Source organism: Bradyrhizobium sp. P3_C3 (genome assembly GCF_056402655.1).
The window spans coordinates 272,735-292,410 of sequence record NZ_JBFUGY010000005.1; the positions used below are offsets into that span (position 1 = coordinate 272,735).

A 19,676-nucleotide genomic window follows, 5' to 3' on the forward strand; every position below is an offset into this window, starting at 1 on the left:
CTACTCGCCCTACTACCCCGTATTCCGCAATCCGGCCGAAATGCCGTTGATCGTCAGCTGAATCCCGCGCAGCACCTGCTCGTCCGGGTTCTGCGCGCGATGCTCTTTCAGCAATTCGACCTGCACGTGGTTGAGCGGATCGAGATAAGGGAAGCGGTGGCGCACCGAGCGCTCCAGCAGCGGGTTGCCCTGGAGCAGCCGGTCCTGGCCCATGATGTCGAGCAGCGTCTCGATGCAGGAATGCCATTCGCGGCGGATCCGGCCGAAGATCTTTTCGCGCAAGGCTTCGTCCGGCACGAGCTCGGCATAGCGCGAGGCGATCGCGATCGAGCTTTTGGCGAGCACCATGTCCATGTTCGACAGCAGCATGCGGAAGAACGGCCATTCCCTGTAGAGCTCTTTCAGGAACGGCATGCCCTTGTCGGGATGCTCCGCGATCCACTGCTCGACCGCACTGCCAAAGCCGTACCAGCCCGGCAGCATCAGGCGGCACTGCGCCCAGGAGAACACCCAGGGAATGGCGCGCAGATCCTCGATCGCGCGGGTCTTCTTGCGCGAGGCCGGACGGCTGCCGATGTTCAGCGTCGCGATCTCGTTGATGACGGTGGAGGCCCAGAAATAATCGACGAAACCGTCGGTCTCGTAGACGAGGCCGCGATAGGCCTTGAAAGCCAAATTTGAAAGCTCGTCCATCGCGGTGAGATATTCGCGGCGCGGCGCGCTCTGGCGCGGATGCAACAGGCTCGCCTCCAGCGTCGCGGCGGCGAGGATCTCCAGATTGTTGCGGCCGACTTCGGCGTTGGAATATTTCGACGAGATGATCTCGCCCTGCTCGGTGATGCGGATCTGCCCGTTCACCGCGCCGCCGGGCTGGGCGATGATGGCGTCATAGCTCGGACCGCCGCCGCGGCCGACCGAGCCGCCGCGGCCGTGGAACAGGCGCAAGCGCACGCCATGGCGCTCGAACACGTCGACGAGGCCGATCTCGGCCTTGTAGAGCTCCCAGCCCGAGGTGACGAAGCCGCCATCCTTGTTCGAGTCGGAATAGCCGAGCATGACCTCCTGCACGCTGCCGCGGCTGTCGACGAGGCGGCGGTAATCGTGCAGCGACAGCATGCGATCCATGATGGCGCTGGAGGCCTGCAAATCCTCGATGGTTTCGAACAGCGGCACGATGTTGATGGCGCTGCGGCCGGAGGGATGGACGAGGCCGACCTCCTTGAGCAGCACGGCCACTTCGAGCATGTCGGACATGCCCTTGCACATCGAGATGATGCATTGGGGAATCGCGTCCGAGCCGAACTTCGCATGCGCCTCCGCGGCGGAATGGAAGACGTTGAGCTCGCCCATGGTCTCGTCGCTGTATTTGACGAATGGCGAGACCAGCGAGCGCGTGCTGCGCAATTCGTTGGTGAGCAGCGAGATGCGCGCGTCCTCGCCGAGCGCGAGATAGGACATGCCGGGGTTCGCGGCATCCATCAGCTCGGCGATGGTGCGTTCGTGGACGGCAGAATTCTGGCGGATGTCGAGCCGCGCCAAATGGAAGCCGAAGCAATCCACCGCACGCCGCAGCAGCCGCAGCCGGCCGCGGGCGATGACGCGGGCATTGTTGGAGATCAGCGAGCGGTGCAGCACGTCGAGATCGGCTTGCAGCTCCCTGACGGTCTCGTAAGGCCTGCCCTTGCCGACCGGCCGGCGCGTGATCTCGACCTCGAGCTTTTCGGCCGTCGCCGTCAGGCGCGCATAAATGCCGGAGACCGCGAGACGATAAGGCTCGCCGCTCCGGTGCGGCGAGGTGTCGGGCGAGCGTTCCGCCAGCGTCCGCAGCTCCTCGGAGACGTCGGCGAGGTGCGCCGCGATCGACAGCTCCGAGCCGAGCACATGCAGCTCGTTGAGATAGAATTGCATCACCCGGCTCGACTGCAGCCGCAGCGTCCCGCGCATCACGTCGGCGGTGACGAAGGGATTGCCGTCGCGGTCGCCGCCGATCCAGCTGCCCATGCGCAGGAACGAGGCGAGCTCGCTTGCAGCCGCCTCGCCAGCCTCCTCCAGCCGGTCTTCGAGCACATTGACCAGCCGCGGTACCTCGCGCAGGAAGGTGTAGTCGTAGAACGACAGGCCATTGGCGACCTCGTCGAGCACCGTGAGCTTGGTCCGGCGCAAGAGATTGGTCTGCCACAGCGTCAGCACCTCGCGGCGAAGCTGCTCGTCGCTGGCGGCGGCCTCGTCCGCGGTCAGCGCAACGCGCTCGCGGCGGTCCAGCAGGCTGGCGACCTCCATCTCCCGATCCATGGTGCTCTTGCGGCGGACCTCGGTCGGGTGCGCGGTCAGGACCGGGCTGACCAGCGCGGTCTTGAAGAAATTGCGCAGCACGTCGGAGCTGATCCCGGCGTCCCTGGCATGGGCCAGCGTCTCTGCCAGCACGCCGGAACCGGTGCTCTGGGCGGCACTGCGGGCGCGCATCTGGCGAATGTTGTTCTGGTCCTCGGCGATGTTGGCGAGGTGAGAGAAATAGCTGAAGGCGCGGACGATCCGCACCGTCTCGGAGGTCGACATGCTGTCGAGGATCTGCTCGAGCTCGCGGCGGGCGAGCCGGTCCTCGTCGCGGTGGAACCGGATCGAGGTCTGGCGGATGCGCTCGACCAGGTCGAACAACTCCGCGCCTTCCTGGTCGCGCACGGTGTCGCCCAGGATGCGTCCGAGCAGGCGGATGTCGTCACGCAGCCGCGCATCCGCCTCCAGCGCCTGGGCGTCCTCAGCGCGGTTCGCGCGGTTGTCAATGGCGTCGGGTGGCACGGTCTGGAGGGACATGGCTCGCTTCCTTGTTCGAGCTCGCTTCGCTGCCCGGCTCAGCCGAGTGTGCAAGTTTTTTGCCGCAGCGCAAGATGAAGTTGGGGGCGGCGCACACTGGCCGGCGCCGGGCTGGAATGGCGCCGCAGGGGCTTAAGCCGGCACAATCACCTTGCCGATCGGCCAGAGTGCGATGCCCGCGAGCTTCAGATGGGCCCAGGCAAAGGGAATGCCGATGATGGTGATGGCGAAGATCACGGCCGTCAGCACGTGGCCGAGTGCCAGCCACCAGCCGGCCAGCACGAACCAGATAATGTTCCCGATCACCCCGAGCGGGCCGGTGCCGATATCGCCCATACCGGTGACCTCGTCGCGGTTGACCGCGCGCGAGCCGAACGGCAGCAGGGCGTAGACCGCGATGTTGAACGCCGCCCGCGCCCAGGGAAGGCCGATGATGGTAATGGCCATGATGACGGAAGCCACCAGCCAGCCGAATGCCATCCAGGCACCGCCGATGAGAATCCAGATCACGTTGAGCAGAATGGAAACGGGGGCCATTAGATTTAGGAACCTTGGGATGATCCGGGGTCAATGAGCGCTCTTATAGCACGACCTCCGCGGTCATAGTCCATGACGCCGGCTGCGTTCGGCACGCAGCGATGTGCCGACAAATCCGACATCCTCGATCCCGCGCGAAATTTCCCTTGCGCAGAGCCACAGCGTCACCGCGGCGGCACCGATCGCGGCCAGCCCCGAGATCAGAACAGGATTGGGACAGAATATGACGAGAAGATTATCGAGTGGAACGGACCCGGTTGGCCAGCGCGGACTGCAAGAAGATGCCAGAGCCAAACCGCACAGCAGGATGGTGACAGCATTCGCTCCAGCCAGGGCGACCACGACGATCGCAAGACCCTTCTTCATGGAGAGGACGAGATCAACCACCTTCACGACCGCACAGCATGCGACCACGACAACGATGGCCAGGCCCCATCCGGAAATCCCGGCGGCGATGGCCTGACCGCTCCAGGCCCACGCAGCAGCAACACAGGCCAACAGAGTGAGATTGACCTTCACGCCTTCGGGAAACTTGCAACGAAGCGCGTAAGGATTCGCCTTCTCGATGAGGTCCAGCAATGCGCAGGCGATCAATCCGGCCGCAAAGCCGCCGAGATGGACGCCCCAGTCGATCCGCGAATTGCCGAGCGCAAACGCGATGTTCAATCCGATGTTGATGGCGAAGAAGTCGAACCTGACGTCGAGCTTGCCGAGGATCCACAGGCAGAGCAGCGCACCCAAAATGCCCGACGTGGCGCCGGACGCGCCGACGGTCAAATAGGGCGTGGAATGGATGCCATTGCCGATGACGGCGCCGAACACCATCGCGCAGAGATAGATGATGAGGAAATAGGCCGGTCCCACTCGCCGCTCGAGATGTCCGCCCCACAGCACGAGGCACAACATGTTCATGGTGAGGTGGACGAAGTTGACATGCAGGAAGCCATAGGCGAGCAGGCGCCAGTACTCATGCCGCGCGATTGCGCCCGAATACATGCCGCCATAGCGATACAGCAACTCTGCCGGCGCCGCCGGACTGCCTGCCTGGATGAAGCAGAATCCCGACGCCAGGACGGTCACCGTCATCAGCGCGTAAAGGGCCGCATGAGGAACTTCGAAGAAGCTGGCGCGGTATGAGGGCATCGGCGATCGCAAGCGGTTGGCGTGGGAACGTCAACCTAGCCGAGCCGATTACTGATTGCTACTCCAGCGTGCGCGATCAGGCGGCGCCTACCGCCCCTCGAACTTCGGCTCACGCTTCTCCATGAACGCCTTCATGCCCTCGGCCATGTCCTGTGTCTTGAACAGCGGCAGAAGCTGGAGGTAGACGTGGTGAACGTGATCGGAGAAGTTCTCGTTGAGGCCCATCCGCATCATGCGCTTGGTGGCCTGCACCGCGAGCGGCGCGTTGGCTGCGATTTCGCGGGCGATGGCGCGGGCGCGGCCCATCAAGTCGGCATCCGGCACGACCTCGTTGGCGAGGCCCCATTCCAGACACTCGCGGGCGCTGAGCGTCCGGCCGGTGAAGATCAGCTCGGAAGCCTTGGCCCAGCCGAGCATCCGAGGCAGCAGCCAGGTGCCGCCGGATTCCGGCACGACGCCGCGCTTGACGAAGGCCGCCGCAAGCTTCGAGGACTCCGCCATGATGCGGATATCGCAGCCGAGCGCGGTGTCCATGCCGTAACCGGCGGCGCCGCCGTTGACGGCGCAGATGGTCGGCTTGTCCATCGCCTGAAGCACGGTCGGCGGCGTGTTGCGCAGATTGATCGTGGTCGGCGAAGACGCGGCGCTGAGGCCATTGCCGTCGCGCTCCCGACGCAAATCGAGGCCGGCGCAGAATGCCCGCCCCTTGCCGGTGAGGATCACGACCCGGACGTTGCGGTCCTCATTGGCCTCGGTCAGCAGCCGCGCCAGATCGTTCAGCATCGGGCCGGAGATCGTGTTCATGCGCTCCGGCGCATTCAGCGTGATCACCGCGATGTGGTCGGCGACTTCGTAGAGGACTTCGTTTGCGGCGTCGGTCATGATCATTCGTTCCTGTGTTCGTAGCCCGGATGGAGCGAAGCGAAATCCGGGGTCTTTTTGACGCGAGCACCGCCCCGGATTGCGCTTCGCTCCATCCGGGCTACAAGGCCCTCAAATCTTCCGCCCCGCCTGCTCCCAATAGGGATCGCGGAGCCGGCGTTTGAAGATCTTTCCGGAGTCTTCGCGCGGCAGCCCAGCGCGGATCTCGATATGCTTCGGCACCTTGTAGTCGGCGAGCGACGTCTTCAGCCTTGCACGGACATCGGACGCATCGAGCGTGACACCCGGTTGCGGTTCGACCACGGCCATCAGCGCCTCGCCGAACTCGGCATCGGGGATGCCGAACACGGCGCAATCATGCACGCCGGGCACAGCGTGGAGCACGGATTCGATCTCGGCCGGATAGATGTTGACCCCGCCTGAGATCACCATGTCGCGCTTGCGGTCGCAGATGAAGACGTAGCCGTTTTCGTCGATATAGCCGACGTCGCCGGAGGTGATGAAACCGTCGCGATCGATCTCGGCGCGCTTCTCCGGCTTGTTGTGGTAAGTGAAGTCAGCCATTTCGGCCATGCGGGAATAGATTTCACCGATTTCGCCCACGCCCAGCACGCGGCCGTCATCGCCGATGAAGCGCAGTTCGGCGCCGGGCGAAATCCTGCCGACGGTGCCGGGCTTCTTGAGTGCGTCCTCTGACGTCGCAAAGGTGACGGCGCTGGATTCAGTCGAGCCGTAGAACTCGTAGATCACCGGCCCCCACCATTCGATCATGGCGCGCTTGACGTCGGCCGGACATGGCGCGGCGGCATGGATGATGTGGCGCAGCGACGAGACATCGTATTTCTTGCGGACCACCTCCGGCAGCTTCATCAGGCGAATGAACATGGTCGGGACCATGAAGATGGTGTCGATCTTGTATCGTTCGATCAGGTCCAGGAACTCCTCGGCCTCGAAGCGCGGCATCAGCACCAGCGCGCCGTCGAGCTTGCCGGCGCGAATGCCGAACGAGTTCGGCGCGGAGTGATAGAGCGGGCCCGGCAGGATCGCGCGGGCGCCGGGCTTGAGCCCATAGATCATCGCACGCATGCGCTCGCCGGCCGCCGCCTGTTCCGGCGTCGGCGCATTGCGCCGCACGCCCTTTGGATGGCCGGTCGTCCCTGACGTGTAGATCATGTTCATGGGCTGCGGCACGACCGGGCCGTCGTAGGGCGGGTACTGTGCGAGCCAGGATTCGAAATCGATCGCGAAGTCCGGCGCCTTCAGGTGATCGGGGTCGATCTTGTAGTTGGACAGGATCTCCAGCGGGGTCGGCACGCTGAGCACGGTGACGCCTTTCGGAATGGCATCGCGCAGGGCGTGCAGCATGTCGGCATGTCCAATCAGCACGGACGTGCCGGTATCCCCGAGGATGTAGTTGATCTCCTCCGGCTTGAAGTGCCAGTTGATCGGCACGCCATAGGCCCCGAGCCGCATCGCGGCGTAGGCGGCTTCGAGGAAGGCGATGTCGTTGCGCATCAGCATGCAGACGCAATCGCCCTGCTTGACGCCGATTTTGGCGAGGCCGCTCGCGATGCGATCCGCGCGGTTGGCGACTTCGGCGTGGGTACGGCGGCGCTCGCCGGAGACGATGCCGAGGAATGGGGACGTTTCGCTCATTTGTTGCTTTTTCCGATCTTTCGTCGGTTCAAAACTGTAGCTACACCCGCGATCGTCATTCCGGGATGCGCCGAAGGCGCAGGCTACGATGCGCAATTGCGCATCTGAGAATCCGTACTCCCGATCGTGGTTATGGATTCCGGGCTCGATGCTTCGCATCGCCCCGGAATGACAGAGTATCAATCCACATACCTCGCCGCGCGCTTCTCCAGATTGGAGCGCACCGCTTCGGTCTGGTTCGCACTGCCGATCAGCTTCTGCTGCTCGACGGACTCGGCGAGCAGTGCCGGGCCCGGATCGACCGAGAGATTGTTGAGCAGGCGCTTTGCGGCGCGGATCGCGTCGGGGCTCTTGCCGGCAATTTCGCGTGCGACTTCGAGAGCCGTGGCGCGCGGGTCGTCGCAGATGCGCGTCGCGAGGCCGTAGCTCATCGCTTCCTGTGCGGAGAAGATGCGGCCGGTGTAGGTGAGATCGCGCAGGATGTCGTCGCGCACGAGCGAGGCCAGGATCGGCGTGCCGGCCATGTCGGGCACGAGGCCCCATTTGATCTCCATCACCGACATCCGCGCATCGGCCGAGAGAAAGCGCATGTCGGCACCGAGCGAGAGCTGGAACCCACCGCCGAAAGCGACGCCGTGCACGGCCGCGATCACCGGAACCGGCAACTGGCGCCAGCCCCACACCGCCTGTTGCGGAAAGTTCGCCTGGCCATGCGTCCGCTTGGTGAGATCGCGATTTTCGCCACCCGGAATTCCGTTGCCGCCCTTCTCCTTCATGGCGGCAAAACGCCCCATGTCGAGACCGGCGCAGAAGGCGCGGCCTTCGCCCGAGAGCACGACGACACGCACGCCCTTTTCCTTCGAAAGCCGGTCGGTTGCGGCAACAAGGGCTTCGAACATCGCCTGATCGAGCGCATTCATCTTGTCCGCGCGCACCAGGCGCACGTCGGCGACGCCTTCCGAGATCGAGATCGAGACGCGCTCTTCCATGGATGAATTCTCCCCTGTTCTTGTTCAGTGCCGCTTTACAGGAAGCCGGCGGCCGGATTTAGTCAATCGACCAATTAACTGACAATGCCTGCGGAGGAAACAGCCATGTTCAAGGAAAATCTTCTGGCCGGCCGGAACATCCTTGTCACCGGTGGCGGCACCGGGCTCGGCAAGTCGATGGCGGCGCGCTTCCTCCAGCTTGGAGCAGAGGTGCACATCTGCGGCCGGCGCAAGATCGTGTGCGACGAGACCGCGACCGAGCTGATGGCCGAGTATGGTGGCCGCGTCACCAGCCACGGCGTCGACATCCGCAACGCGCTCGCGGTCGAAGAGATGATCGAGACGATCTTTCGTGACGCTCCCCTCACCGATCTCATCAACAACGCGGCCGGCAATTTCATCTCGCGCAGCGAAGAGCTCTCGCCGCGCGGCTTCGATGCCGTCGCCAACATCGTGATGCACGGCACGTTCTACGTGACCCATGCGGTCGGCAAGCGCTGGATCGCCTTGAAGCAGCCCGGCAATGTCGTTTCCATCACCACGACCTGGGTGCGCAACGGCTCGCCTTACGTGGTGCCGTCCGCGATGAGCAAGTCGGCGATCCACGCCATGACGATGTCGCTCGCGACCGAATGGGGCCGGTACGGCATCCGCCTCAACACCATCGCGCCGGGCGAGATCCCGACCGAGGGCATGAGCAAGCGCATCAAGCCCGGCGACGAAGCCGGCGCCCGCACCAAGGCGATGAACCCGATGGGCCGCGTCGGCACCATGGAGGAATTGCAGAACCTCGCGGTGTTCCTGATCTCCGGCGGCTGCGACTGGATCAGCGGCGAGACCATCGCCATGGACGGCGCGCAGGCGCTGGCGATGGGCGGCAATTTCTACCAGCTCCGCGACTGGAGCGACGACGACTGGAAAACCGCGCGCGAGAGCATCATGGCGCAGAACGAGAAGGACCGGGCGAAGCGGGGGTGATGCTCTCTCGTGCCCCGGACGCAGCGCAGCGCGCCGCCTTCGGCGTGATGCGCTGCAGAGCCGGGGCCCAGCCTTCTTGCACGTGGATAGAATGGGTCCCGGCTCTGCGCAGCAGCGCAAGCGCTGCAGCGCGTCCGGGACGCGAGACCGTCGATTGCCTCTCCCATCTTGTCTTCACCCGCGGATGACGCCACACTCCCAGGTATAAAAACAAGACGCCACGGGAGAGACATGTTCACCACACAGCCATTGGCGAATCTCGCCGACATGGTGCGCGAGCGCGCGACGAGCCGCGGCAACGCGACCGCCTACGAGTTCGAGGGCCGCGTCACCAGCTTTGCCGAGTTTAACGTCAAGACCAACAAGGTCGCCAACGCGTTGATCGCGATGGGCGTGAAGAAGGGCGACCGCATCGCCTATCTCGGCAAGAACAGCGACCTCTATTTCGAGCTGCTGATGGGCGCGATGAAGGCCGGCGTGGTGATGGCGCCGGTGAACTGGCGGCTTGCCGGGCCCGAGGTCGCGTTCATCGTCGCGGATTGCAAGGCGCCGGTGCTGTTCGTCGGGCCGGAGTTCATCGCGCAGGTCCGCCAGATCAAGGACCAGTTGCCTGGCGTGCGCACTGTCATCACCACCGAAGGCGGCGCGCCGGAATGGCAGGATTTTACGGCCTGGCGCGATGCGCAGAAGGGCGACGATCCGAGGATGCCGATCGATACCAGGGACATCGCAATCCAGCTTTATACGTCGGGCACCACAGGCAAGCCCAAGGGCGCGATGCTGTCGCATGCGAACTTCCTCAACCTCGTACAAACCGGCAATGCCGAGGACAAGCCGGAGTGGAACCGGTGGTCCACCGACGACGTGTCGCTGGTGGCGATGCCGATCTTCCACATCGGCGGCTCCGGCTGGGGCGTGATGGGACTCTATCACGGCGCCCGCGGCGTGATCGCGCGCGAGTTCGATCCGACCAAGGTGCTGGATTTCTTCGAGCAGTCGGGCATCACCAAGCTGTTCATGGTGCCGGCGGCGATGCAGTTCGTGGTACGGCAGCCGCGCGCGAAGACGGTCGATTTCTCGCGGCTGAAATACATGCTGTATGGCGCCTCGCCCATTCCGGCGGCGCTGCTGAAGGAATGCATCGAGATCTTCAAATGCGGCTTCGTGCAGATGTACGGCATGACCGAGACGACAGGCACCATCGTCGCGCTGCCGCCGGAGGATCACGTCGAGGGCCTCGAGCGGATGCGCTCGGCCGGCAAGGCGCTGCCGGGCGTCGAGATCGCGATTCTGGATGCGGACGGCAAGCCGCTGCCGCCGCGCGAGGTCGGCGAGATCGCGACGCGCTCGGGCTCCAACATGGCCGGCTATTGGAATTTGCCGGAGGCGACTGCGGCGACGCTGCGCGGCGATGGCTGGCTGCGCACCGGTGACGCCGGCTACATGGACGAGGACGGCTATCTCTACATCCACGACCGCATCAAGGACATGATCATCTCCGGCGGCGAGAACATCTACCCCGCCGAGGTCGAGAGCGCGCTGTGCGATCATCCCGATGTCGCGGAAGCCGCCGTGATCGGCGTGCCCGACGACAAATGGGGCGAGGCCGTGAAGGCCGTCGTGGTGATGAAGCCCGGCAAGCAGGCGACCGCCACCGACATCATCAACTTCACCCGCGAACGCATTGCCGGGTTCAAGACTCCGAAGAGCGTGGAGTTCCTGCCGGCGCTGCCGAGGAACCCGTCAGGCAAGATCTTGCGGCGGCAATTGCGCGAGCCGTATTGGGCGGGGAAGGATAGAAGGGTGAATTGATCCCACGGTGCCGTAGGGTGGGCAAAGGCGCAAAGCGCCGTGCCCACCATTCTTCGTTTGCAACAAGAACGGTGGGCACGCTCCGCTTTGCCCACCCTACGGCAGCGATGCTTCGCAGCAACCGCTCAATGCTTTCCCGGCCCCATATACCCGAACAGGAATCCGGCCACCTTCCGCATCTGGATCTCCTCGCTGCCTTCGGTGATCCGGTAGCGCCTGTGGTGGCGGTAGATGTGCTCGAACGGCTTGTGGCGTGAATAGCCCATGCCGCCGTGGACTTGCATGGCGCGGTCGGCGGATTCGCAGCAGAGGCGGTTTGCCCAGTAATTGCACATGGAGACGCGGTCGGAGAGCGTGCGCTCGATCTGCTCCTCGTTGAGCTGGTCCATCTCCCAGGCGGTCTTGCGGATCAACAGGCGCAGCATTTCGGCTTGCGTCGCGAGCTCGACCAGCGGGAACTGGATCGCCTGGTTCTCGGCGAGCGCCCTGCCGAACGGCTTTCGCTCGCGCGCATACTTGACGCTCTCGTTGATGCAGTAGACGGCGGCGCCGAGCGAGCTCGCGGCCTGGCGGATGCGGTTCTGGTGGACAAAGCACTGCGCCAGCGACAGGCCGCGGCCGACTTCGCCGAACAGCGCGTCCTCAGGCACGAACACGTCCGTAAAGCTGACGCGGGGATGGTCGGTCGGCATGTTGAAGGTCCACATGTACTCCTCGACCTTCACGCCATCGCTCTTGGCCGGCACCAGGAAGCAGGTGATGCCGCGGGCATCGCCGTCATTGCCCGAGGTGCGCGCGAACAGCGCGCAATGCGTGGCGACGTGCATGCCGGTCGTCCACATCTTCTCGCCGTTGATGATCCAGCCCTTGACGTTGTCGCGGGTCGCGGGCACCGCGCGCGTCTCCATGTGGGTGGCGTCCGAGCCGTGATGCGGCTCCGTCAATCCAAAGGTGATGCGGTACTTGCCCTTGATCGAACCGTCGATCATCGCCTTCTGGTCGTCGCGGCCATAGCGATCGAGCATGGTGACAACGGGGAAATTGCCGACGATGGAGTGCTCGTTCTGGAGATCGTTGTGCAGGCCGAGACCCTTGGCGGCAAAGTGCTCGCGGATCACGGCCATCCAGAGGTTGGAGCCGTCCTTGCCGCCATATTGCTTCGGCACCGGAAAGCGCAGATGGCCGGCGGCATCCGCGAGATCCTTGGCCCTGCGCAGCAGCGCTTCCCACTCATGGCGCGGCAGGCCGCCATTGTCGAAATCGGTGCGCGCCCATTCGCGGCGATGGTCGAAGAAGCGAATGTTGTCGTCGGCTTGTTCGAGCGGCTTGATCTCGCGTTCGATGAATCGATCGAGCTCTCCGAGATAGGCGACGAGATCGGCAGGCAATGAGAAATCCACGGCTCTCTCCCGGATTGATTTTGTTGTTTTGCGTTAAGGCGCTACCGCGCTTTTCGCTTCGCGCGATTAAGGTGAGAAGTGCGCGCGCAAGTCAAGCAAGGCAAGGCGTGTGACAGGCGCAAGGCGCGCCCGCGCAATTCGATGGTGTCGCGGCGCTGACGCGCGCTAGTATGTCCGCAATATTCCTTCACGAGAAAATGCGGGAGCGCGCGATGGATCTGAAATTCTCAAAGGTGGAACGCAAGGGGCCGATCACGATCATCACGCTGTTGCGGCCCGAGGTCTACAACGCGCTGCACATCGATGCGCATTTCGAGCTCAACAAGGTGTTTGACGACTTCTCCGCCGACCCCGAGCAGTGGGTCGCGGTCGTCACCGGCGCCGGCGACAAGGCGTTCTGCGCCGGCAACGATCTGAAATGGCAGGCGGCGGGCGGCAAGCGCGGCTGGGACAAGGGCGGCTTTGCCGGCCTCACCTCGCGATTCGATTGCGACAAGCCGATCATCGCCGCGGTCAACGGCGTCGCCATGGGCGGCGGCTTCGAGATCGCGCTCGCCTGCGACCTGATCATCGCGTCCGAGAACGCAACCTTCGCCCTGCCCGAGCCACGCGTTGGCCTCGCCGCACTCGCCGGCGGCCTGCATCGCCTGCCGCGCCAGATCGGCCTGAAGCGCGCCATGGGCATGATCCTCACCGCGCGCCATGTCAGCGCCAAGGAGGGCCATGAGCTCGGCTTCGTCAACGAGGTGGTGCCGCAAGGCGAGGCCCTGTCGGGCGCGCTGCGCTGGGCCGAGATGATCACCAAGAACTCGCCGATGTCGATCCGGGCGTCGAAGCAGACCATCCAGAAGGGCCTCGCCGTCTCGCTGGAGCAGGCGATCGAGGAGCAGCGCGAATATCCGGCGGTGAAGGCGATGGTGGCTTCACAGGATTACATCGAGGGCCCGAAGGCGTTCTCGGAGAAGCGGCCGCCCAAATGGGTGGGGAAGTAGGAAGTTTCGCTCGCCCAAGCGAGATCCTCCATCATCACCACTGTCATGCCCCGGCTTGACCGGGGCATCCAGTACGCCGCAGCTTCTCGGTTCAATCACTGCCGTCTCTGAAATACTGGATCGCCCGCCCCTGTGCGCAATTGCGCACTAGGCGGGCGATGACAGCGGAGAATATGGCACCGTCTACCCGCCTCGCCCCAGCTCCCGCTTGTACGATGCGTAGTTCGGCTGGTCCACCGCTAGCTTATCCATCGTGGTCGCCCACAGATGCTCGACGAGACCTGGCGTTGCCAAATCAACCTCACCCTTGGCGATGCGATCGGCGAGTGCGCGGTTGAGATCGGTGACCGAGCCGTCCATGCCCAGCAGCGCACGCAGCCGCTCCACCTCCTTCGCGTCACTCCCTTCCTCCTGCGTCAGCTGCCGCGTGACGAGGTCGAGGATGTTGACGGCGACGCGCAGCTTGAAGGCCTGATGGCCGGAGATCAGCGGCGTGATGTCGTTGCGGAGGAAATCGGCGACCGCCTTGGTCAGCTCGGTCGGTGTCGGTTCGTCCTGCATGTATCAGCTCCCGCGCGGCGCCAGCAGCCGCAACAGATCGATCTCGGTCTCGCTGGCGCGGCGGCCGATCATGGCGCGTTCCATCGAATGGTCAGGCCCCTCGCGGAACCGCTGCATCATGCCGCCGCACATGATGCCCCAGCGCAGCGTCCCCATCACTTCCCAGAATTTTACGCGCACGGGATCGCATTTGCGGCCCGCGGCCTCATAGCCCGCGAACAACTCCTCGCGTGTGCCAAAACCGCCGACCGGCTTGTCGATCTCACCAAAACGCCAGGAGTTGACGCAGACCCAGCCGAGATCCTCCATGGGATCGCCGAGATGGGCGAGCTCCCAGTCGAGCACGGCGCGGACGCCGTCGGCGCCGATGATAAGATTGCCGTTGCGGAAATCGCCGTGCACCAGCGTGGTCTCGGCCGAGGGGCCGGGATCATGGTCGCGCAGCCAGCGCAGCGCCAGCTCGAACACGGGCTTTGGCCAGTTCAGGCTGCGATAGTCGCGCTCGAACTCGCCGATCTCCTGGGTCGCGGACCGGCTGCGCAGCTCGGGCAGCTTGTCCTGCGGCAGTTTGTGCAGGCCGGCGAGCACGCCGCCGATCTGCCGCGCGAGACGCGGCCGCGCCGCCGCGTACTCATCATCGCGAAGAATCTTGCGGGCGATGGTCTCGCCCTCGACCCGCTGCATGATGAAGCCGGTGCCGAGATTTTCGTCCGGCGTCAGCACATGCATCACGCGCGGCGACGGCACGCCAGCCTCATAGGCAAGCTGCATCAACTGCGCTTCGGCGCCGAGACCGGCCGCCCGCGTCGGCGCGGCGCCATAGCCCTTCGGCGACCGGCGCAGGATCGCGCCGATCGGCCCATCGGGATGCTTGATGTCGAAGCGCCAGGTTTCCTGACTGGCGCCGCCGGACAGTTTTGCCGCGCCCGTGACGCCGGTCGCCCCTTCGCACCAGCGCGCGACGCTGCGGGAGAGCTCGGCCTCGATCATTTGCCTTTGAACTGCGTCGGGCGCTTCTCCAGAAACGCGCCAACGCCTTCACGGAAATCGTCCGTGTCGCCGGCGCGCAGCTGGCACTGGAATTCGAGATTGAGCTGATCCTCGAACGAATTTTCGGGGCTGTCCCAGTAGAGCTTGCGGATCAGCGAGAGCGCGACCGTCGGGCCGCTCGCCAGATCACGCGCGAGCTTCATCGCCTCCTCCATCAGCACGCCGTCGTCATAGACGCGGTTGATGAGGCCCCATTCCAGCGCCTTCTCGGCCGGCAGGCGCTCGCCCATCAGCGACAATTCGACCGAACGCGCCCGGCCGATCAGGCGCGGCAGCAGCCAGGTCGAGCCGCAATCCGGCACCAGGCCGATGCGGCGGAAGGCTTGGAGAAAGTAAGAGGACCGCGCGCACAAAATCATGTCGCCGAGCAGCGCGAAGCTCATGCCGGCGCCAGCGGCCGGGCCGTTGACGGCAGTGACGATCGGGCAGTGCAGATTGCGGATGCGGCGCAGGAAGGGATGAAAGCCGGTCTCGAGCGTCAGGCCGGCCTTGGTCTTCTTCGACTGGTTGTTGCGTCCTTGCAGATTCGCACCGGTGCAGAACGCCCGCCCCGCGCCGGTCAGCACCACGCAGCGGACCTCGCCCTTCTTCTCCTCGATCGCGTCGAGGGCATCGGAGAGGCCGCCCAGCATGTCCATGGAGACCGCATTCATCACCTCCTGATGGTCGAGCCGGAGGATCGCGACCGAGCCATCGAAATCGAGCGTGACGTGTTTGAACTGCATGGTTTCCTCGTCAGTTGGTACTAGCGATGTTTCGCAGACCGGAATTAGTTTTGCCGGGGCGCATATTTGATTTTTGTTGCGGCCTTGTCCATGGTGGTCCGAACATACCTTGTCGTCGTATCGCACAATCTTGCGCGCACAGGCTGGCGCGCGCCCGTGCCAAAAACAGGAAACGCGCCATGAACCTTTTCGACCTCACCGGCCGCGTCGCCGTGATCACCGGCGGCAATGGCGGTATCGGGCTCGGCATCGCGCAGGCGCTCGCCGGCCAGGGCTGCAACGTCTCGATCTGGGGCCGCAATCCTGACAAGAACAAGGCTGCTGCCGCGAGCATGACGGGGCTATCCGGCAAGGTCGACACCCGCGTCTGCGACGTCACCGATCCCGCTTCGGTCAATGCCGCGATGAAGGCGACGCTCGACATTTTCGGGCGGGTCGACGGCTGCTTTGCCAATGCCGGCATCGGTGGCGGCGGCCGGCGCTCCTTCATCGAGCGCACCGAGGAAGAGTGGCGCACGATGTTTGCGACCAATCTCGACGGCGTGTTCCACGCGTTCCAGGCCGCCGCAAAACACATGACCGAGCGCGCCAATGCCGGCGATCCCTTCGGCCGGCTGGTCGCGACGTCGAGCCTCGCCTCGATCTTCGGCACGGCGCGCAACGAGCATTATGCCGCGACCAAGGCCGCGATCAACGCGCTGGTGCGCGCGCTCGGCGTCGAGCTGGCGCGTCACGGCGTCACCGCGAATGCGATCCTGCCCGGCTGGATCAAGAGCGACATGACCGCGGGAATCATGGCCAACGAGAAGTTCGTGGCCAATGTGATGCCGCGCATTCCGATGCGGCGCTTCGGCGAGGCCAGCGATTTCGGCGGCATCGCGGTGTATCTGATGAGCAAGGCGTCGTCGTATCACACCGCGGATACGTTCGTGATCGACGGCGGCTATACGGCGTTTTGAATCTCGTAGCCCGGATGGAGCGAAGCGTAATCCGGGGTTTTCAAAAGCAAGCAAGACCCGGATTTCGCTGCGCTCCATCCGGGCTACAAACTCTGAGGGGAATGGGCAAATGTTCTCACACATCATGATCGGCACCAACGATCTCGACAAGGCCAAGGCTTTTTACGACAACCTGCTCGGCACGCTCGAGGTGCGCCCGGCCAGGGTTGACGGCCATCGCATCTTCTACATCACCAAGACCGGCGTGTTCTCGGTGACGAAGCCGATCAACGGCGAGGCCGCCACATGCGCGAATGGCGGCACCATCGGCTTTGCCGCCAACTCGCCTGAGCAGGTCGACAAGTGGCACGCCGCCGGTGTCGCCGCCGGCGGAACGCCGATCGAGAATCCGCCCGGCATCCGCGAGGGCGCAGGGAACAAGCTCTACATCGCTTATTTGCGCGATCTCGACGGCAACAAGATCTGCGCGATGCATCGGCTGCCGAACTGATTGCTCCAGGACGGTGTCATTCCCCGCCTTGTGCGCAATTGCGCACTGGGGCGGGGAATCCAGTACGCCGCGGCTTCTCGATTCAATCACCACCGTCACGGAGTACTGGATCGCCCGCCTTCGCGGGCGATGACAGCGGAGAAATGTGGCGCGCGTACACCGAGCCTTCGGCGCCATTCAAACAACATTTCAAACGCCCTCGCGATATTCCATCGCATGGCATGGGTCGCCTGAAAAATGCGCGCTCGCGCTTTGGCCGCGCTGCGACTATTCTGCGGCCCAACGCGATCTCAGTGACCCCGGGAGGAACAATGACAAAGCACGCCTACATACCCCGCACCACCAACTACACCCTCAATCCCGGCGACGAGCTCAACGATCTGCGCATGTCGGACCAGGTCCGGCCGCTCTACGATCACGTCAGGAAATTCATCCGCGACACCGTCGAGCCGATGTCGATCGAGTTCGCCAAGGCCGGCGAAGGCAAGCAGGATCGCTGGAGCTTCACCCCGAAACAGCTCGAGGTGCTCGAGGTCGCCAAGAACAAGGCCAAGAAGGAAGGCCTCTGGAATTTCTTCCTGCCCGACGACGAGACCGGCCAGGGCCTGAAGAATCTCGACTACGCCTATATCGCCTCCGAGCTCGGCAAGAGCCCGCTGGCCTCCGAGAGCATGAACTGCTCGGCGCCGGACACCGGCAACATGGAAGTGCTGGAGCGCGTCGGCACCAAGGAGCAGAAGGAGAAGTGGCTGAAGCCGCTGATGAACGGCGAGATCCGCTCGGCCTATGTCATGACCGAGCCGAACGTCGCCTCCTCCGACGCCAAGAACATTTCGACGACCGCAAAGCTCGTCGGCGACGAATGGGTCATCAACGGCGAGAAATACTACATCTCCGGCGTCGGCGATCCGCGCTGCAAGATCCTCATCGTGATGGTGAAGACCAATCCGGATGCGGCGCCCAGCAAGCAGCAGTCGCAGATCCTGGTGCCGCGCGATACGCCCGGCGTCGAGGTGCTCGGGCCCATGTACGTGTTCGGCCAGGACCACGCCCCGCGCGGCCACATGCACATGCGCTTCAACAACGTCCGTGTGCCCAAGGAGAACATGCTGCTCGGCGAAGGCCGCGGCTTCGAGATCTCGCAGCTCCGCCTCGGCCCGGGCCGCATCCATCACTGCATGCGCACCATCGGCAAGGCCGAGAAGGCGCTGGATCTGATGGTGCAGCGTGGCCTCACCCGCGAGGCCTTCGGCAAGAAGATCGCCCATCTCGGCGGCAACATGCAGATCATCGCGCAGGCGCGCTGCGAGATCGAGGCGATGCGGCTGATGGTGCTCAAGGCCGCCAAGGCGATGGACGTGCTCGGCAACAAGGAGGCCCGCGTCTGGGTCTCCATGGTCAAGGCCATGGTGCCCGAGCGCGCCTGCAAGATCATCGACCAGTCGATCCAGATGCACGGCGCCACCGGCATCTCGCACTGGACCCCGCTCGCGGAGATGTACCAGGACGTCCGCCATCTGCGCTTCGCCGACGGTCCGGACGAGGTGCACTGGATGGTGGTGGGACGCCACGAGTTGAGCATGGCGTAAAAGTCTCTGGCCTCTCCCCGCTCGGGAAGAGCCGTAGGGTGGGCAAAGGCGCGCTCTTCGCGCACCGTGCCCACCATCGCGGCTTCGCAAGAAGTGGTGGGCACGCTTCGCTTTGCCCAYCCTACGAGAGTTTCACTCCTACGGGGCCACCATGGAATACGCCGCAAGCGACCTGACGCCACGCGAGCGCTACAAGGTGCTGACGTCCTTCATCCTGCCACGGCCGATCGCGTGGGTGACCTCGGTCGGGCCGACCGGCGTCGTCAACGCCGCGCCGTTCAGCTTCTTCAACGCCTTCTGCGAAGATCCGCCGCTGTGCATGTTCGCGGCGAACCGCAAGCCCAACGGCCAGGACAAGGACACGTTTCTCAACATCCAGCGCACCGGCGAGTTCGTGGTCAACCTCGCCGACGAGCCGCTGGCGAAAGCCATGCACGAGAGCAGCGGAGATTTTCCGCCCGAAGTGGGCGAGCCCGACTATCTCGGGCTGAAGCTCGCACCGTCGGCGAAGATCGCCGTGCCGCGGCTMGCCGACACGCCCTGGGCGATGGAGTGCAAGCTCTGGAAGATGATCGACGTCAACGACGATCGCCGGCTGATCATGGGCGAAGGCATCCACTTCCATATCCGCGACGAGCTGTGGGACGACAAGGCGATGCGGGTGCACATGGACCGCTATCACCCGATCGGCCGGATGTTCGCCGATCGCTACTGCCGCACGGATGATCGCGTGGTGTTTCCGGCCGCGGAAGGGGCGAAGAGGAAGTAGGCCGCGCCATCGCGCTCCCTCGCCCCGTTCTTACGGGGAGAGGGCTGGGGTGAGGGGCTGCTTCCGAGAAAACAGTGTGAGTTGGACTCGCGGAGAGTCCCCCTTGTAAGTCGAAGCGCCGCAGGTCTGCTATTGTAGACGTTGCGGTGACGGACGGGAGCCCGCAAACCCCCAGGTCGTTGCAGGCCGTGGGTGAGAGAGGTGCCCCGTCCGTTAGTCCATTGAACCCGAACAGTCGCCTGGGCCGCAAAGTGCGAAGCCCGATTAGGCAAGGAAGGGTGACCATGGATATCATCGCGGTTGGTATCGACGTATCGAAGGACCGTCTTGACG

At 64.3% G+C, this 19,676-nt stretch carries 17 protein-coding genes; 7 read left to right on the forward strand and 10 right to left on the reverse strand.

The features are described 5' to 3' along the window. Positions 1-12: 12 nt before the first annotated feature. The 6 genes from ppc to AC1DW2_RS08795 form a co-directional block, all read right to left on the reverse strand. Positions 13-2,811: a phosphoenolpyruvate carboxylase gene (ppc, locus tag AC1DW2_RS08770; RefSeq protein WP_477005738.1), complete on the reverse strand. Its 2,799-nt coding sequence runs from the start codon at positions 2,809-2,811 to the stop codon at positions 13-15. A gap of 132 nt (positions 2,812-2,943) precedes the next feature. Beyond that, positions 2,944-3,348 carry a YccF domain-containing protein gene (locus AC1DW2_RS08775; RefSeq protein WP_354238283.1) on the reverse strand — a complete coding sequence of 135 codons (405 nt, stop codon included), beginning with the start codon at positions 3,346-3,348 and terminating at the stop codon, positions 2,944-2,946. Between the two features lie 63 nt (positions 3,349-3,411). Then, a complete protein-coding gene (locus tag AC1DW2_RS08780; protein ID WP_477005739.1) occupies positions 3,412-4,491 on the reverse strand; it encodes a rhomboid family intramembrane serine protease in 1,080 nt (359 codons plus the stop codon). Between the two features lie 87 nt (positions 4,492-4,578). Next, a complete protein-coding gene (locus AC1DW2_RS08785) occupies positions 4,579-5,373 on the reverse strand; it encodes an enoyl-CoA hydratase/isomerase family protein (RefSeq protein WP_477005740.1) in 795 nt (264 codons plus the stop codon). A 111-nt stretch (positions 5,374-5,484) separates the two neighbouring features. Then, positions 5,485-7,029, reverse strand: a complete 1,545-nt coding sequence (locus tag AC1DW2_RS08790) for an acyl-CoA synthetase (RefSeq protein WP_477005741.1) — start codon at positions 7,027-7,029, stop codon at positions 5,485-5,487. Between the two features lie 179 nt (positions 7,030-7,208). Beyond that, positions 7,209-8,018, reverse strand: a complete 810-nt coding sequence (locus AC1DW2_RS08795) for a crotonase/enoyl-CoA hydratase family protein (protein WP_028157166.1) — start codon at positions 8,016-8,018, stop codon at positions 7,209-7,211. A gap of 105 nt (positions 8,019-8,123) precedes the next feature. Between AC1DW2_RS08795 and AC1DW2_RS08800 the strand changes: the two genes are divergently transcribed. Next, a complete protein-coding gene (locus AC1DW2_RS08800; RefSeq protein WP_063986558.1) occupies positions 8,124-8,996 on the forward strand; it encodes an SDR family oxidoreductase in 873 nt (290 codons plus the stop codon). Positions 8,997-9,227: 231 nt separating this feature from the next. After that, entirely contained in the window at positions 9,228-10,808 is a 1,581-nt protein-coding gene (locus AC1DW2_RS08805; RefSeq protein WP_477005742.1) for a fatty acid--CoA ligase, read from the forward strand. A 125-nt stretch (positions 10,809-10,933) separates the two neighbouring features. Here AC1DW2_RS08805 and AC1DW2_RS08810 read toward each other — a convergent pair whose 3' ends face one another. Further along, positions 10,934-12,208 carry an acyl-CoA dehydrogenase family protein gene (locus AC1DW2_RS08810; RefSeq protein WP_477005743.1) on the reverse strand — a complete coding sequence of 425 codons (1,275 nt, stop codon included), beginning with the start codon at positions 12,206-12,208 and terminating at the stop codon, positions 10,934-10,936. A 212-nt stretch (positions 12,209-12,420) separates the two neighbouring features. Between AC1DW2_RS08810 and AC1DW2_RS08815 the strand changes: the two genes are divergently transcribed. Next, the gene (locus AC1DW2_RS08815) at positions 12,421-13,200 is read left to right on the forward strand and encodes an enoyl-CoA hydratase-related protein (RefSeq protein WP_477005744.1); all 780 of its coding nucleotides are present in this window, start codon (positions 12,421-12,423) and stop codon (positions 13,198-13,200) included. A 183-nt stretch (positions 13,201-13,383) separates the two neighbouring features. Here the strand turns inward: AC1DW2_RS08815 and AC1DW2_RS08820 are convergent, their stop codons facing one another. The 3 genes from AC1DW2_RS08820 to AC1DW2_RS08830 are packed head-to-tail and all read right to left on the reverse strand — an operon-like array spanning position 13,384 to position 15,536. Continuing rightward, complete coding sequence (locus tag AC1DW2_RS08820; protein ID WP_477005745.1) at positions 13,384-13,761, reverse strand: DUF6285 domain-containing protein; 378 nt, start codon at positions 13,759-13,761, stop codon at positions 13,384-13,386. A gap of 3 nt (positions 13,762-13,764) precedes the next feature. Continuing rightward, complete coding sequence (locus tag AC1DW2_RS08825; protein WP_477005746.1) at positions 13,765-14,751, reverse strand: phosphotransferase family protein; 987 nt, start codon at positions 14,749-14,751, stop codon at positions 13,765-13,767. Further along, positions 14,748-15,536 carry an enoyl-CoA hydratase/isomerase gene (locus tag AC1DW2_RS08830; RefSeq protein WP_477005747.1) on the reverse strand — a complete coding sequence of 263 codons (789 nt, stop codon included), beginning with the start codon at positions 15,534-15,536 and terminating at the stop codon, positions 14,748-14,750. Before AC1DW2_RS08830 ends, AC1DW2_RS08825 begins: the two co-directional genes overlap by 4 nt. A gap of 179 nt (positions 15,537-15,715) precedes the next feature. On the opposite strand from AC1DW2_RS08830, the gene AC1DW2_RS08835 reads away from it, so the two are divergent. The 4 genes from AC1DW2_RS08835 (at position 15,716) to AC1DW2_RS08850 (ending at position 19,343) form a co-directional block, all read left to right on the forward strand. After that, entirely contained in the window at positions 15,716-16,495 is a 780-nt protein-coding gene (locus tag AC1DW2_RS08835) for an SDR family NAD(P)-dependent oxidoreductase (RefSeq protein WP_063986559.1), read from the forward strand. Between the two features lie 109 nt (positions 16,496-16,604). Then, positions 16,605-16,985: a VOC family protein gene (locus tag AC1DW2_RS08840; protein WP_208085670.1), complete on the forward strand. Its 381-nt coding sequence runs from the start codon at positions 16,605-16,607 to the stop codon at positions 16,983-16,985. A gap of 311 nt (positions 16,986-17,296) precedes the next feature. Beyond that, the gene (locus AC1DW2_RS08845; RefSeq protein ID WP_477005748.1) at positions 17,297-18,574 is read left to right on the forward strand and encodes an acyl-CoA dehydrogenase family protein; all 1,278 of its coding nucleotides are present in this window, start codon (positions 17,297-17,299) and stop codon (positions 18,572-18,574) included. Between the two features lie 151 nt (positions 18,575-18,725). Next, on the forward strand, positions 18,726-19,343 hold the full coding sequence (locus AC1DW2_RS08850) for a flavin reductase family protein (RefSeq protein WP_085403933.1): 618 nt from the start codon (positions 18,726-18,728) through the stop codon (positions 19,341-19,343). Positions 19,344-19,676 lie beyond the last annotated feature (333 nt).

Coding starts and splice junctions, on each gene's coding strand:
- ppc (WP_477005738.1), bottom strand. CDS start 2,811: ATGTCCCTCCAGACCGTGCCACCCGACGCCATTGACAACCGCGCGAAC.
- AC1DW2_RS08775 (WP_354238283.1), bottom strand. CDS start 3,348: ATGGCCCCCGTTTCCATTCTGCTCAACGTGATCTGGATTCTCATCGGC.
- AC1DW2_RS08780 (WP_477005739.1), bottom strand. CDS start 4,491: ATGCCCTCATACCGCGCCAGCTTCTTCGAAGTTCCTCATGCGGCCCTT.
- AC1DW2_RS08785 (WP_477005740.1), bottom strand. CDS start 5,373: ATGACCGACGCCGCAAACGAAGTCCTCTACGAAGTCGCCGACCACATC.
- AC1DW2_RS08790 (WP_477005741.1), bottom strand. CDS start 7,029: ATGAGCGAAACGTCCCCATTCCTCGGCATCGTCTCCGGCGAGCGCCGC.
- AC1DW2_RS08795 (WP_028157166.1), bottom strand. CDS start 8,018: ATGGAAGAGCGCGTCTCGATCTCGATCTCGGAAGGCGTCGCCGACGTG.
- AC1DW2_RS08800 (WP_063986558.1), top strand. CDS start 8,124: ATGTTCAAGGAAAATCTTCTGGCCGGCCGGAACATCCTTGTCACCGGT.
- AC1DW2_RS08805 (WP_477005742.1), top strand. CDS start 9,228: ATGTTCACCACACAGCCATTGGCGAATCTCGCCGACATGGTGCGCGAG.
- AC1DW2_RS08815 (WP_477005744.1), top strand. CDS start 12,421: ATGGATCTGAAATTCTCAAAGGTGGAACGCAAGGGGCCGATCACGATC.
- AC1DW2_RS08820 (WP_477005745.1), bottom strand. CDS start 13,761: ATGCAGGACGAACCGACACCGACCGAGCTGACCAAGGCGGTCGCCGAT.
- AC1DW2_RS08825 (WP_477005746.1), bottom strand. CDS start 14,751: ATGATCGAGGCCGAGCTCTCCCGCAGCGTCGCGCGCTGGTGCGAAGGG.
- AC1DW2_RS08830 (WP_477005747.1), bottom strand. CDS start 15,536: ATGCAGTTCAAACACGTCACGCTCGATTTCGATGGCTCGGTCGCGATC.
- AC1DW2_RS08835 (WP_063986559.1), top strand. CDS start 15,716: ATGAACCTTTTCGACCTCACCGGCCGCGTCGCCGTGATCACCGGCGGC.
- AC1DW2_RS08840 (WP_208085670.1), top strand. CDS start 16,605: ATGTTCTCACACATCATGATCGGCACCAACGATCTCGACAAGGCCAAG.
- AC1DW2_RS08845 (WP_477005748.1), top strand. CDS start 17,297: ATGACAAAGCACGCCTACATACCCCGCACCACCAACTACACCCTCAAT.